The following is a 13,701-nucleotide window of genomic DNA, read 5'->3' as shown; positions in this document are numbered from 1 at the left end:
AAGCATTTTAAATAAAACACTCTTGCTATTCAGTCCCGCGAAATACTCCCAAGTCAATGACCTGGCCGACCCCGATAAGGGGCCGTCCAGGGTTAAAATATTCTTACGCAGCAGAAGCCTTACCTGCCTTGACCTTGGCCTTGATGGCCTGGATCGCGGGGAAGGCGAAGAGGAACATGGCAATAATCATGAACCACATGGATATGGGGCGGGTGAAGAAAACGCTCCACTGCCCGTCTCCCATAATGAGGGACTGGCGAAGGAACCGTTCAGTCATGTCACCGAGCACCAGAGCCACAGCCAGGGGCGCAAGGGGATACTTCAGCTTTTTCATAATGTACCCGACGACACCGAAGACGAGGGTACACCATACATCGAACATGATATTACGCATGACAAAGCTGCCGATGAAGCAGGCAATAACGATGGTGGGCGTGAGCAGTCCCCACGGAACCCTCATGATGGCCGCAAGCCACGGAACTCCCAGCATACAGATGACCAGGCAGACTGCGCCTGACAGGAACAGGCTGGCGATCATGCCCCACACGAAAACCGGCTGCTCCATGAAAAGCCTGGGTCCCGGCCACAGTCCCCACATATACAGACCAGCCAGCAGCACCGCCGCGGTGGGCGACCCGGGAATACCCAGGGAGACCATGGGGAGAAGGGAACCTGTACCGGCGGAGTTTGCCGCCGCCTGGGGTGCAATGATGCCCTCAATGGCCCCGTGTCCGTACCTTTCAGGGTTTTTGGAGTATTGCTTGGCAAGACCGTAGCCCAAAAAGGAAGCAGGAGTCGCTCCCGTACCCGGAAGGACGCCCACGAAAAAGCCCAGGACAGCGGCCAAGATCGTCTGGGGAAAGAAGGCCCATATGGCAGCAACTCCGTCCTTCATGTCCTGTATTCCCACCTTGGCGTGAATGACCTCTTTTATTTCAGAGTTGAAGCGGTCCTCCCCGTCGATCATGATCTCACCGATACCGAAAAGTCCGATGGTAACAGGAACGAAGTGATAGCCGCTGAGCCAGGCGATGGAACCGTAGGTGAACCGGGGCTGACCTGTAACGAGATCCAGTCCCACCGCGGTGAGAAGGAGTCCGAAAGCGGTGCTTATCAGGGTCTTTGCAGGATGGCCTGTGCCAAGTCCCACAAAGGTACTGAAAGCCAGCAGCATGATGGCGAACATCTCCGGGGGACCGAACTTCAGGGCGAAAAGGGCCAGGGGCATAGCCGCCGCGACGAAAAATATGGCAGCAACGAAGATCCCCACAAAAGAGGCAAGAAACGCGGCAGACAGGGCAAGGCCCGCCTTACCCTGTTTCGCCATGGGGTAACCGTCGAAAATGAGTGCAACCGACCACGGTTCTCCAGGGATCGCGAATAAGATTGAGGTGATCACACCCCCATATAGAGCGCCCCAGTAAATCGCCGCAAGGAAGATGATCGCGACCTCCGGCGGTACGAGGACGGTCAGCGGCAGCAGAAGGGCCACTCCGGCGGTACCACCCAGCCCGGGCAGAACACCCACCGCAAGACCCAAAAGTAGGCCAAGGACCATCATTAGAAGGGACAGGGGCTGAAAAGCGACCCCGAACCCCACCATAAGGTGACCTAATGTTTCCATCTAGACCTCCCGATCTGTGATGTCGTTATAAATATCCATGTTTTATCCAAGCTCGTCTGCATGTTCTGCGAGCCATAATTTAGCCTGTCGAATCTCCCGATGGCTGTCCGTAAAGCTCATCTTTCGGCCGAGATCCGTTCCGGATCGGCCTGGTACGGTAGCTATACCGCTGTGATTTCGGAACACGGCTTCCGGGAAATCCCCCCTCATGACCATTTAGATAAAGAACTTGCCCTGCATATACAGAGGGCTTCTTGGCAGAGGGATTTTGAGGCCCACTTCCATACCGAAGTAGATCGCAAGAACGATGCATGCTGTAAAAAGAATAACAGTGGACCATTTGTGCTTTCCAAGCCATCTTACGAAGAGGGGCGCGTAAATCAGCATGGCAATGTACACACCGGTGTAAACGACAAGAATGCTGAAAATAAGAGCTGTAAAGGCTATCTTGACAGCCTCCATCATCCCCTGTTTGTTGATGAAGAAGTTGTCACCTTCGACTTTTTCCTTCTTCCACCCCAGATAAAAAACATAGACAGAACATCCACCCATCAACAGCGCCAGATAGAAGGGCACCATACCCGCCTGGGGTCCCTGCTGCGGTTCCCAGCCGAATCCCAGCCTGAAACACTCCATTATGACAATCACAGATAAAAGTACAAACAAAGCCGCAGTGATCAATTCACCTTTTCTCAATTGGTCCTCCTAAGGGATCAGGAAAAGGGGGTGCAAGGTGCCGTGCACTTACCCTGCACCCCCTCTGTTCAAACGTTAAACTTTCCCTTAATTACAGTTATGACCTATTTGAGCCAACCCTGGGCTTTCATGATCTCAATGTGCACTTTCTCGTAATTCTCGGCGAACGCCATTAAAGCGTCGCCGGTGATGAATTGCCTCTTGAGACCAGTTTTCGATGCAAATTCCACCCACGCTGGGTCATTGGAGATCTTCTCAAACAAGCCGACCAGCCCATCCTGGGCCTCCTTGGAAATGCCGGGAGGCGCGAAGATGGCGCGCATCATCTCGTAACTGAAATCGATGCCGGACTCTTTCCCTGTGGGGACATTCTCGTATCCAGGGATATCTAGGCGTTCGTCCTGGAACACGCAAAGCGGTCGGACGAACTCCGGGAAGAACCCTCCAGCTTCACTGACCTGGTTCACGGAAGCCTCGATGTGCTTGCCCACGAGGGCCTTGGCAACATCTCCGCCACCCTTGAAAGGTACATACTTGAAGGGCTTGAGGCCCAGTTTAGACTCGAGAGCTCTGAAGACGATCTCGTCTTCCTGCTTTGAACCGGTACCACCAACCTGCAGGCTTCTCTTCTTGGCTTCGGCTATGAAGTCCGCGACGTTTTTGAAGGGGCTGTCAACCGGGACCCAAAGCGGGAAGTTATCGACAGCAAGCAAGGCGATGGGTGTAAAGTCGCGGAAAGTGAAGGGCAGTTTCTGGAACAGCGGTGTGGTGATAAAGCTGTTCAAGGTAATGAGCATCTGGTACCCGTTGCCCTTCTGGCCGAGGACTGCCTGCATGGCAACCGCTCCGGCACCGCCGGGCTTGTTAACGGGAATGATCGGCTCGCTGATATACTTACCCTTGACGTTGAGACCGATGAGGAACCGGGCATACTTGTCGGCGCCACCACCGGCACCGGCGGATATGGTGAACTCAACCGGTCTGGTCGGCCAGGCAGCTTCTGCTACCTGTCCAAAGAGAAAGATACAAGCGATCGGAACCAACAACAGAATAAATAAGCGTGTTCTTAGCATTTGCATGGTCTTCACACCTCCTTGAAAGGAAAAACCTAGACACCACATTAACCCCCCTAAGTCATCGCTTAACATTTATGCTCTTTGTCGGCACACCCCCTTTCGAAAAATCTGTAAGAGTTTGCATGAAAGTCCCACGGCGCCGGCAGCCCCCTGGGATCACCCATGAGGACTGCCGGAACCTTGGGAACATCCAATACTGACATTTTACTAGAAAACGATCTTCTCACTCAACACAACTCCCGTACTACGCCTGCTCTCTCGGACCCTGCACAGGAATTGCGACAGGCTTGCCGGGAGCCTTGAGCCTGGCATCGATGAAGGCCTGCATCTTGGCGTAATGAGCATCGGAAAGATGGTTGAAGCGATACTGACCCTTCATGTACTCCTTGACAGGCTTGTACTCTTTGGGTGTGTGGTCATAGGTGTACTCGCCGTTCTCCCACGTGTAGTTGACCCACATGCCTGTCTGGATGGCCAGCTTGGCAACTTCAATGGTCTTCCGCGCCGGGAACAGCCATCCCTTGGGGCAGGGGGCGTGCAGGTGTACGAAGGAGGGGCCCTTGTAGTTCAGCCCTCTGCGCACCTTGTTGATGAGGTCCACCGGGTAGGCAACGGAAGCCGTTGCAACAAAGTGAACGGCCGGGTGGCCACCGATAACCAGCTGAGGCGCATCCTTCGGGAAGAGCACTCTGCCCTCGGGAACGTTTTTGCCAGGAGGCGTGAAGGTCGTGTTGGCGCCGTAAGGGGTCGCCGGGGAGACCTGGATGCCTGTGTTGGCGTAGGACTCGTTATCATACATGACGAACAGGGCGTCGTGGCCACGATACATCATGGCCGACATGGCCTGGAGGCCGATATCGATGGCGCCACCGTCACCAGCCATGACGACGATGCTGGGCAGCTCGCCCTTGTACTTGCCCTTCCGGATCAGCACCTGGTAGGCAGCCTCAATACCCGAGGCAACAGCGCCGCCGTTGGTGATCTGGGTGTGCATCCACGGATAAGCAAAGGGAGCACAAAGGTAGCTTGTGTTGGCCACGTACATGCAGCCGGTGGGGCCGAGGAAGATAGCGTTCCCGCCAGTGGCCTTTGAAACCAATTTATAGACAAGAGCCGGTCCGCAACCCTGACAGGTCCGGTGTCCAGGAACATAATGCTCCTCCTGGCTCACCTGTCGGAGCGACTTTGCCATTTCCAGATTTTGCGTTTTTACTTCTATCGCCATTATCCTATTCTCCTTTCGAATTTGCCAGGACCGTAATCCTTGGCAAAGTCAAGAAAGCCTCTCCCTACTTGTGGGTATCCAGAACTTCCTTCTCAAAGTTCATCCAGTAGGAAGCGTTGGCTTTCCCGCTCTTGACTGCATCGGACAGAACCTTGGCCATGGAGTAGAACTCGTTGAGCGTAACGATCTCGCCGCCCAGACCAGCCATGAAGGAGGTGATGACCGGCCTCTTGTCCAGGGGATAGCACGCAGCCCTGGCCTCGGGGGCGATGTTGCCGCCGCGGGTGACTCCGCCGTAAGAGGTGTTCGTCTCGATGACCCCGACAGCCTTGACCTTGGACAGGGATGCCGCAACAGCCGCCGTGGGGAAAGGCCTCATGAAGCGAAGCCTGGAAACACCGACCTTGACGCCCTGTTTGCGCAGGTGGTTCACGGCATAACGGGCGGTCCGGGCGTGGCCGCCCTGAAGGAAGAAGCAGATATCAGCATCGTCCATCATATACTCGTCCACGAAGGGGCTGTACTCTCGGCCGAAAGCCTTGTTGTAGTCTGTCACAACTTCGGAGATGACTGCTTCGACATCGTCGAAGGCCACGGCGCGCTGAACGTTAATGGCAGAACCCTGGTCCGGAAAAATCTGGGGACCGTGGTTAATGGGCTTCTGGGGGTTCAAGGGGTGGGGCGGGTTGTAGGCCGGAAGGAAAGCATCAACAGCCTTCTGGTCTTCCATCTGCATTTTGCCGGGGATGTGGGAAACAAAGTAACCATCCTGGCAGCAGAACTGGGGCAGCTGAACCCTGTGGTCCTCGCCGATCCTGTAGTACATGATCGTGTTGTCATAGACTTCCTGGGGGGACTCGGCCCAACCCATGATCCAACCCTGGTCCCTGGCACTCATGACGTCCGTGTGCTCGGACCCGAAGTCACCTGGAGGGTCAAGGGCTCGGTCGGCAATGGCCATCTGACAGGGCAGGCGCCCGCCGGCGGCGGGAGAGTAGCACTCCATGGCGTAAACAACGCCGACACCCGAACTACCGGTGTAGGCCCTGGCGCCAGCCGCGGAGGCTCCATAAGCGATGGAAACCTGGGCATGCTCACCTTCGCCCAGGACGAACTCTGCATCGAGTTCACCGTTGGCAACCAGCTTCGACAGCTCCATCATGATGCCCGTGTAAGGGCGGATGGGGTACGAGCTGATCACTTCGACTCTTGCGTCTTTGGCACCGTATGCCGCAGCAGCGCAACCGCTGTAAAATACTTCTTTTGCCATCTTGTAAACCTCCTCTTAGAAGGGTTTCTCCAGACGAACAACGCCGTCGGGGAACTCCAGCTCGTTTACCGTCGAGAGACAGTTCGCAGGGCACTCGTTGACACAAATCATGCAGCCCTTGCAGTAATCGGCGTTCCACACCATCTGCTCGGTCTTGTCATCCAAATGCCAGCAGGCATCCGGGCAATAGATGAAGCAGTTCAGACAAGTCGTGCAGGCCTCGTGATCAATAACAGGCCGCTCGGTCCGCCAGTTGCCGGTGATCATGCCAGGCTGCTCCTTGACCGGTGCAGGCAGACAGGCTCCCAGGGGGACCTCAAGGTGCTTCGGGATAATAAATCTGGACATATTATTCTCCTTTCAACTACAGGGCTTTTACCTGTGCGGCATCAAAACCGGCCTGCGCAGCACTCTTGTTGGAAGCGACTTTCACAACGTTCTCAATGATGAACCTGTCGCAGACCTTGGCGGCTGCGCCAACCAGGGGTGCCGAAATGCCGGCGCCTACGGCGGCAACTTCCACACCACCCTCGGACCCCATGAAATCGATGGCGGTATCAGCAGCAAGGCCGCTGGCATCCACGCACACGACGTTGGCCAGAAGCTCCTTGTTGGGGATAAAGGCCAGGATCTCATCAGGTGTCCTCTTGGTGTTAACCACGAGGGAACCACCCTGGGGCATGCCCCTGAGGATGTTCATACCCTTGACGATGGTATCGTCCATGAGGACAACCAGCGAGGGGTTGATGTTCACGTAGACGAAGCGCATCTCGATCTCTTCGTCGGCAAGGCGAACGTACTTGCGAAGCGGTACGCCAACACGGTCCGGAAGGTCTGCATAATCATCCCATGCCTGAACAAACTTGCCGCCAAGGTCAGCAGCGTTTGCCATCAGCAGGGTCGCGTGTCGTCCTTCCATGTCCTGGAACACACCACGTGCCCAAATTGTGACTTCATACACCTTTTGTGACATAACGTATTTCCTCCTTTGTTCATGTGTAGAAACCTGGTAAAGCTTCTTTAAAGGACCGTTCTTTTTCTACCCCCCTTTCCTGTCGTATTCTGAGTTTTGTCTCCTATTTTATCCGAGAACAGTCTATCCTCAATATCCTCCAGGTGTTCGTGCATGACCCTGGTAGCGAGTTCCTTGTCCCCGGACCTGATAGCGTCTAAAACCTCCCTGTGACGAGCAAGAGACCTCTCGGATCTTCCCTCCACCTGGAGGTACTTATCCCTGCTCTCGGACAGAAGATCCATGATATTGTCGATGATGCGCAAAAGGACTTTGTTTTTGGCTGCTTTGGCAAGGATGTAGTGAAAGGCCTTGTCAACTTCTGTCGTACTTTCCCCTTTTGCATAAGCTTCTTCCTGAAGCTGCAGTGCCTTCCCGAGCATGATGATCTCCTCGGGTGTAGCTCGTTCGGCTGCAAGGAAGGCCAGCTGTGGCTCAATGAGCCGGCGCATCTCGAAAAGTTCCATCTGGCCGTCTTTTTCGGTGAAGATAACCGTGGCCAACGGGTTGACCAGGGATTCCAAAGACTGGCGGGCTATGTATGTTCCATCTCCCTGCCGGCTTTCCAGATACCCCTGCGTTTCCAGTGAACGGAGTGCTTCCCGAACCGAAGATCTGCTGACGTTGAATGCTTCCGCCAACTCCCGTTCCGAAGGAAGCTGATCTCCAGAGTTGAGCCGGCCTTTCTCGATCATCTGTTTGACCTTGATCACGATCTCTTCGTAGACCCTGGTCTTCTTAACCGGCTTGAACAATCTGTATTCCTTTTTCATCCCCTCCCGGAACCACAACTAAATGTTAGTGCCGGACTGCGGGGGGGCTATCGTTTGAAACATGGCTTTGCACGGCAGCCTGCTCAAAATGAGCGGGGCCAATGACGCACTTATTAAGATCCGGCTTTTCACTGCTGGTGAGGCATTCGTCCAGAGCAAACATGACCGCCTTTTTACACATGGCCTCGATGTCTGCACCAGACCATCCTTCGCCCAGATCTGCGAGGTGTCCGAGGTCAACCTTGGGGTCGAGGGGCATGTCTTTGAGATAAATATCCAGAATCTGCACCCTCTCTTCCCTTGAAGGCCTGGGGAAGTCAATGATGTAGTCAAAACGTCCCGCTCTGAGAAGAGCAGGTTCCATGAGATCAATTCGGTTGGTCGCTGCCACTACCAGGACACCCAGTGATCCATGCAGTTCATCCAGTTCCCTGAAGAGTTGGCTCACGATGCGCTGGGAAACCTCGCCTGCGTCTTCAGCGGTACGTGCCGGGGCGATGGCCTCAATTTCGTCAATGAGCAGGATACATGGTGAGGCCTGTTTGGCTCGTTTGAAGACCTCCTTGAGTCCCTTTTCAGTTTCACCTACCCATTTGGAAAGGAGGGTCGGAGGGTCCACAACAATGAGAGTCATACCGGTCTGGCCCGACAGGGCCCTGGCCATCAGTGTCTTACCAGTCCCGGAAGGCCCGGAAAGAAGGACTCCTTTGGGGGGGCTCAGTCGGGTGTTGGCGAAGATTGGCAGATCGCGTTTCGGGAACTGGGCAATGGAAAGGAGGTTTTTCTTGATCTCATCCAGGCCCCCCACGTCGTCAAAGGCGAAGTTTGCCCTCTCTATATGGAACTCCCTGGTTGAGGTGGGCTGCACGGTCTTGTAAGCCTCGACGAAATCGGCGGCGGTAACCTTGATCACGGCCCCTTCCTTCAGTATAGGCTTCTCGTCCAGCTGGAACTTGATGGCGGGCATGATCCGGCGCAGCGTCGCCATGCCCGCCTCTTTGCACAAGGCCGCTATGTCCGCACCCACGTACCCGTTGCATATCTCGGCCAGTTGGTCCAGGTCCACATCCTCGGCTAGAGGCATGGTCCTGGAGTGTATCTTCAGGATCTGCTTGCGGCCTTCCCTGCTGGGAGAGCCGATGGTTATCTCACGATCAAAACGACCCGGTCGCCTAAGCGCCGGGTCGAGAAGTTCAGGCATGTTCGTAGCGCCGATAATGACGACCTCGCCCCTGGACTTCACACCATCCATGAGAGCAAGGAGCTGGGCCACAACGCGCTTTTCCACATCTCCTATGACCTGCGCCCTTTTGGGAGCAAGGGCGTCTATCTCATCCAGAAAGATGATGCTCGGTGCGTTCTTACGGGCCTCCTCGAAAATCTGTCTGAGCTTGGCTTCGCTCTCCCCGTAGAATTTGTGGATAACCTCGGGGCCGTTGACATGGATGAAATGGGCCCTGACCTCGCTGGAAATAGTACGCGCCAGGAGGGTTTTTCCCGTTCCTGGCGGTCCCGAAAGCAAGACCCCTTTGGGTGGGTCGATCCCCAGATCCCCGAACAGTTCAGGAAACTTCAACGGAAGTTCTATCATTTCCCGGACGTGGCTCAGCTCTACGTCCAGGCCTCCTATGTCCTCATAGGATGTGCGTGACGATTTCTCCTGAGAGAAATCGGAAGTTCTAAAGGAGAGGGTGGTGTTTGCGTTTACCCGCACACAGCCCCTGGGGCTCATCCCCTCAACGATAAAAAACTGGGGTCTGGTTCCGAAGAAAACGATCTGGACTCTGTCCCCCACAACCACATGAAGACCGGAGAGGAGGTGGCGAATATGGGCAAGCTCCTCATCCTTGGGAATGGCAGCGCCGGCTTCTACGGGAGCAAGGAGAAGCGTATCGGCTCCCTTGAAAGGCACCTTTGAGACAGTAACCCATTCGTCGATGGAGACCTGGGCGTTATCACGGGTGATCCCGTCTATCTGAATGAGTTCCTGGCCGGTGTAATTAGCGGTGAGTTGAGCGGCGCGAGCTACCGTGGAACGGCGGCCGGTGATCTGCAGAACTTCTCCCGGCATGGCGCCGAGCTGCTGGAGGAGCCCTGTGTCGATCCGGGCAAGTCCCTTACCTTCATCATCTATAAAGGCCTTGGTCACCCGAAGGGAGAACTCTTTTCCAGGTCTTACCCTCTGTGGAGTTTCTTCAGGTCTTTTTTCTTCCCGTATTTTTTCTTCGCGAATTTGACTATCAAGCTCGTCTTTGGGTGTAAACACGGCATTACTTGCTGAGGTTTTTTTGACCTTTTTCGGTCCTTTTGATCCCTTTTTCATAGATGCACGAGAATCATGAATCCCGTATGAATCAACTCTACCGTCCTTGCTCATGGGTTCATTCCCGCTTGTCTGGTTAGACATCTTTCGACATCTTTCGGGTTGTCCAATGGGCCGCTGGTCAGACCAGATTCTCCGCAGGTCTGATCAGCATATGGTATGGTGGTCAGACCAAAACATACTTTAAGTATGCCCCGACTGTCAACGCTAAATATGGAAACGTGGACCCCCCCATCGTTTCATCTCTGGCTGGTTCGCAGATATGCTGTTTCCGCTTGATTGGCAACGTTTTTCAGGCTAGCAGTGTAAGTGTACCTTACTGGTAGGTGCATGGCAACCCGGTAAAATATTTAAACTCCCAAAAGGAAAGGGTTCTCATTTTCAAAAGGCTTCCAGGGGTGAAAATAAACAGGATTTGCAGGTTTTGCAGATTGGTATGACAATTCAATGACTGATATCCGGAGTCATTGATTTGGGCGCCCCGCGCGGGGCGCATTGATGACTTTTTGCGAAGTCATCAATCTTCCAGGTTGTAAATTTAATTTAAAAGCGTTTTCAGTAAAAGGTGAACGGTTATCGATCTCAAATCTTACATCTCAGATCCCATACTCAATCCTTGATCCAGAAGGTTCAATTTCAAATTTCAAAAAGGAGTAGATAGTCTCTCTTATCTGCCGGCTTTAAGCCTCTGATTATATTCTGCGTTCTGTGTTCTGCGTCATATGTTCCGGTCTTCAGCCCCCGTGTCCCCGAGTCCAAAGCCTTTCCTGCCTCCTGCTTTTCACAGTCATACCGCTGAAGCAGTTCCGTAAGGTGAAGGACCTCGATGTCCCCTCTTTGGTTCCGGCTTAAACCATCGCGTATATGCATAATACAGGCAGGGCAAGAGGTCACTACGGCATCAGCTCCAGTCTCGATGATCCTGGCCACCTTCTGGTCGTTCACCTCCTTTGCCATATCATAATGCTCCAGGCTGAAGGACCCGCCCATTCCGCAGCACCGTTGATCATCTGCCATGGGGACATACCTGACACCTGGAGTCGACTGGATCAGAGCAATGGGCTCAGCTTTCACTCCCTGTACTCTATGGAGATGGCATGGGTGGTGGTAGGTTACGATCAGCTCTTCCTTGCCTCCCTCTTCCTTCTGGACCGTACCTTCCCGGGGATCAGGTGCTCTGTGGCGAAACAGGTACTCGTTAATGTCAAACACTTTGGAGGTAAACTCCTCGATGCGCTGATCTTCGACACCAGCTTCCCGGAGAAGTCCACCGTAGTTTTCCTTGAGATTGCCCCCACAAGAGGCGCAGCCGGTGACAATAGCATCCAGTTCGTATTTCTCGAAGGCCTCCAGGTTCTGACATGCAAGTTTCCTGACAACCTCCCTGGCCCCGCCCGTCAGCGCCGGCATACCGCAACAGACCTGACCTTCAGGAACGTATACAGAGGCTCCCAGTTTTTTTAGAAGCCCTATTATTCCCTCGGCTGTCCCGGGATAGAAATAGTTGGTCATGCAGCCAGGGAAGATCCCCACCTTTGGCCCTGATCCGGAGTTCACCTGTCCCTTGTACCGGTCTGTGAAAAAGTTGTCGGCCAGGCTGGGAAGAGTCCGGTCACGGGTGATAAGGGGAAGCGGGAACCTTCGCCTGATCCCACTCTCGGCGGGGATCCTTCTAAAAGCAAGGCCCAGGAAGTTCCTGCCAAGTCTCATTGCAAGGTCAAGCAGGCGAGGACGACCTACAACATTTTCAAGGATCAGTTTTTTCCCTGACTTGCTTCTCCCGTTGGCAACCAGCCTTTCCCTTGCACCGAGCATGGCGGACAGAGTCTGGACCTTGTTGGGACAAATTTCCTCGCAGGCGCCGCACAGGAGGCAGGTTTCCAGGTAGTTACGGTAGGTATCGGATTCATCAAGGTGTCCCTGGGTGACAGCTTCAGCCAGGGCCATTTTTCCCCTGGCGGCGGAAGCCTCAATCGGCCGAACTGAAAAAAGGGGGCACACCGTCTGGCACTTCCCGCACTTGACGCACTGTCTCTTGAGTTGTCTGGTCTGATCTTTATCCATTGTGAGGGGAGAGTTCCCTTTCAAGGCTTGTCTTGTCGTAATCAAAAGTCTTGTGGGGGTTCAGAATGTTGTTGGGGTCGAGAGCATGCTTGATCTTCTTCATGACATCCGTGGCGGAGGATTCCAGTTCGATATCAAGATAGGGTGCCTTGGCTATCCCTATCCCGTGTTCTCCGGAAAGGGTTCCTCCCAGGGCTATAACGAGTTGAAAAAGTTCCTTGACGCAGTGATCCGCACGAGACACTTCCTCCTTGTCCTCAGGGTCCAGGAGAAAGTTAACGTGGACGTTGCCATCACCGGCATGCCCGAAATTAACGATCGTAAGGCGGTGCTTTCGGGCAAGTTCCTCGATCCCGGTTATGAGGTCGGGAATCTTCATGCGGGGAACAGCCACATCCTCGTTTATCTTCAGGGGCCGGATCTTCATGATGGCAGGTGACAGAGACCGTCTTGCTGTCCAGAGCGCTTCCCTTTCCTCAGATTCCCGGGCGGACTGCACATACCGCGCTCCAGCCTCAAGACACTTTTTTTCAAGAACCTTGGAATCCGCCTCCACAACAGAGGGGCTGCCATCCACCTCTATGAGGAGGAGGGCCGCCACATCTGGGGGGATATCGTCCTGGAGATACTCCTTAACGCACTCTACCGCGGTTCGGTCCATAAACTCCAGTGTGGACGGAGTGACCCGGCTGGACATGATCATGGCCACAGCCTTGGCTGCCGTGTTTATTTCGGGGAAGGCTGCCAGCATCGTCCCCACTGCTTCCGGAATGGGGATCAGCTTCAGACAGAGTCGTGTGATGACACCCAACGTCCCCTCGGATCCCACGATAAGCCTGGTAAGATCATAGCCAGTCACGCTCTTGATGGCGGCGGAACCGGTGTGGACGATCTCGCCGGTGGGCATAACCACCTCCAGAGCCATGACATAATCCCTGGTTACACCGTACTTGACCGCTCGGGCCCCGCCGGCGTTTTCGGCCGCATTCCCCCCGAGGGTGGAAAAGTCCATGCTCGCAGGATCCGGCGGAAAAAAGAGACCGTGCGCGGCGGCCGCTGACTGAAGATCTCCGTTAAACACCCCTGCCTCGACCCAGGCTGTCTGATTTTCCGGGTCGATCTCCAGGATCCTGTTCATCCTGCTGGTCGTAATAACAAGACCGCCGTCCACGGCCAGGGATCCTCCTGTAAGGCCGGTTCCAGCCCCCCTGGGAACGATGGCGAAGAGCTTCTCATTAGCAAGGTTGATCAGGCGCGAGATCTCCTGCGCAGAAGAGGGGTGGGCCACCATGTCGGGTAGATACCGTCTGTTCATGGCATCGTAGGAGTAGAGGAAAAGGTCCTCTTTCCTGTCGGAACAGTGTTCCTTACCTACGATAGTGCGAATCTGGTTTTTTACACTGCTGTCCATTGAAGGTCCTGTGTCTGTAATAATAAACCTCGTAAAAATTTAATATTCATTCGTAATTCTGCGGGCGTAAGCCCGTAGATGAAAGTACCCGCTGTCTTCGGTTAGAATACGTGGATGGAGTATCGCAAACAAGCGCATGCAGTCTACTACACGGGTTACCACATAGTCATATCGACCAAATACCGCAGGAAGATACTGAAGTCCGGTGTTGGAGAGTATCTTCGCAA

At 54.4% G+C, this 13,701-nt stretch carries 11 protein-coding genes; all 11 read right to left on the bottom strand.

Translation table 11 applies throughout. The features are described 5' to 3' along the window. Positions 1–103: 103 nt before the first annotated feature. Complete coding sequence (locus P1S59_09365) at positions 104–1,624, bottom strand: tripartite tricarboxylate transporter permease (GenBank protein MDF1526461.1); 1,521 nt, start codon at positions 1,622–1,624, stop codon at positions 104–106. A gap of 216 nt (positions 1,625–1,840) precedes the next feature. Further along, a complete protein-coding gene (locus P1S59_09360) occupies positions 1,841–2,320 on the bottom strand; it encodes a tripartite tricarboxylate transporter TctB family protein (protein MDF1526460.1) in 480 nt (159 codons plus the stop codon). Positions 2,321–2,424: 104 nt separating this feature from the next. After that, a complete protein-coding gene (locus P1S59_09355; GenBank protein MDF1526459.1) occupies positions 2,425–3,399 on the bottom strand; it encodes a tripartite tricarboxylate transporter substrate binding protein in 975 nt (324 codons plus the stop codon). A gap of 241 nt (positions 3,400–3,640) precedes the next feature. Further along, positions 3,641–4,621, bottom strand: coding sequence for a thiamine pyrophosphate-dependent enzyme (locus P1S59_09350; protein MDF1526458.1), 981 nt, complete (start codon positions 4,619–4,621; stop codon positions 3,641–3,643). Between the two features lie 64 nt (positions 4,622–4,685). Then, positions 4,686–5,891, bottom strand: coding sequence for a pyruvate ferredoxin oxidoreductase (locus P1S59_09345; GenBank protein ID MDF1526457.1), 1,206 nt, complete (start codon positions 5,889–5,891; stop codon positions 4,686–4,688). Between the two features lie 15 nt (positions 5,892–5,906). Continuing rightward, positions 5,907–6,239 carry a 4Fe-4S binding protein gene (locus P1S59_09340; GenBank protein ID MDF1526456.1) on the bottom strand — a complete coding sequence of 111 codons (333 nt, stop codon included), beginning with the start codon at positions 6,237–6,239 and terminating at the stop codon, positions 5,907–5,909. A gap of 16 nt (positions 6,240–6,255) precedes the next feature. Then, on the bottom strand, positions 6,256–6,864 hold the full coding sequence (locus P1S59_09335; protein MDF1526455.1) for a pyruvate ferredoxin oxidoreductase: 609 nt from the start codon (positions 6,862–6,864) through the stop codon (positions 6,256–6,258). Between the two features lie 47 nt (positions 6,865–6,911). Continuing rightward, the gene (locus tag P1S59_09330) at positions 6,912–7,676 is read right to left on the bottom strand and encodes a FadR/GntR family transcriptional regulator (GenBank protein MDF1526454.1); all 765 of its coding nucleotides are present in this window, start codon (positions 7,674–7,676) and stop codon (positions 6,912–6,914) included. A 25-nt stretch (positions 7,677–7,701) separates the two neighbouring features. Continuing rightward, positions 7,702–9,942: an AAA family ATPase gene (locus P1S59_09325; protein ID MDF1526453.1), complete on the bottom strand. Its 2,241-nt coding sequence runs from the start codon at positions 9,940–9,942 to the stop codon at positions 7,702–7,704. A 693-nt stretch (positions 9,943–10,635) separates the two neighbouring features. Then, positions 10,636–12,063: a (Fe-S)-binding protein gene (locus P1S59_09320; protein ID MDF1526452.1), complete on the bottom strand. Its 1,428-nt coding sequence runs from the start codon at positions 12,061–12,063 to the stop codon at positions 10,636–10,638. Beyond that, positions 12,056–13,474 (bottom strand): FAD-linked oxidase C-terminal domain-containing protein, encoded by a 1,419-nt coding sequence (locus P1S59_09315; GenBank protein ID MDF1526451.1) that lies wholly within the window; start codon positions 13,472–13,474, stop codon positions 12,056–12,058. Before P1S59_09315 ends, P1S59_09320 begins: the two co-directional genes overlap by 8 nt. Positions 13,475–13,701 lie beyond the last annotated feature (227 nt).

The organism is bacterium (genome assembly GCA_029210965.1).
GTDB lineage: Bacteria > BMS3Abin14 > BMS3Abin14 > BMS3Abin14 > BMS3Abin14 > JALHUC01.
The sequence above is the reverse complement of the archived record's forward strand: the minus strand, read 5'-3'. Positions and strand labels throughout refer to the sequence as shown.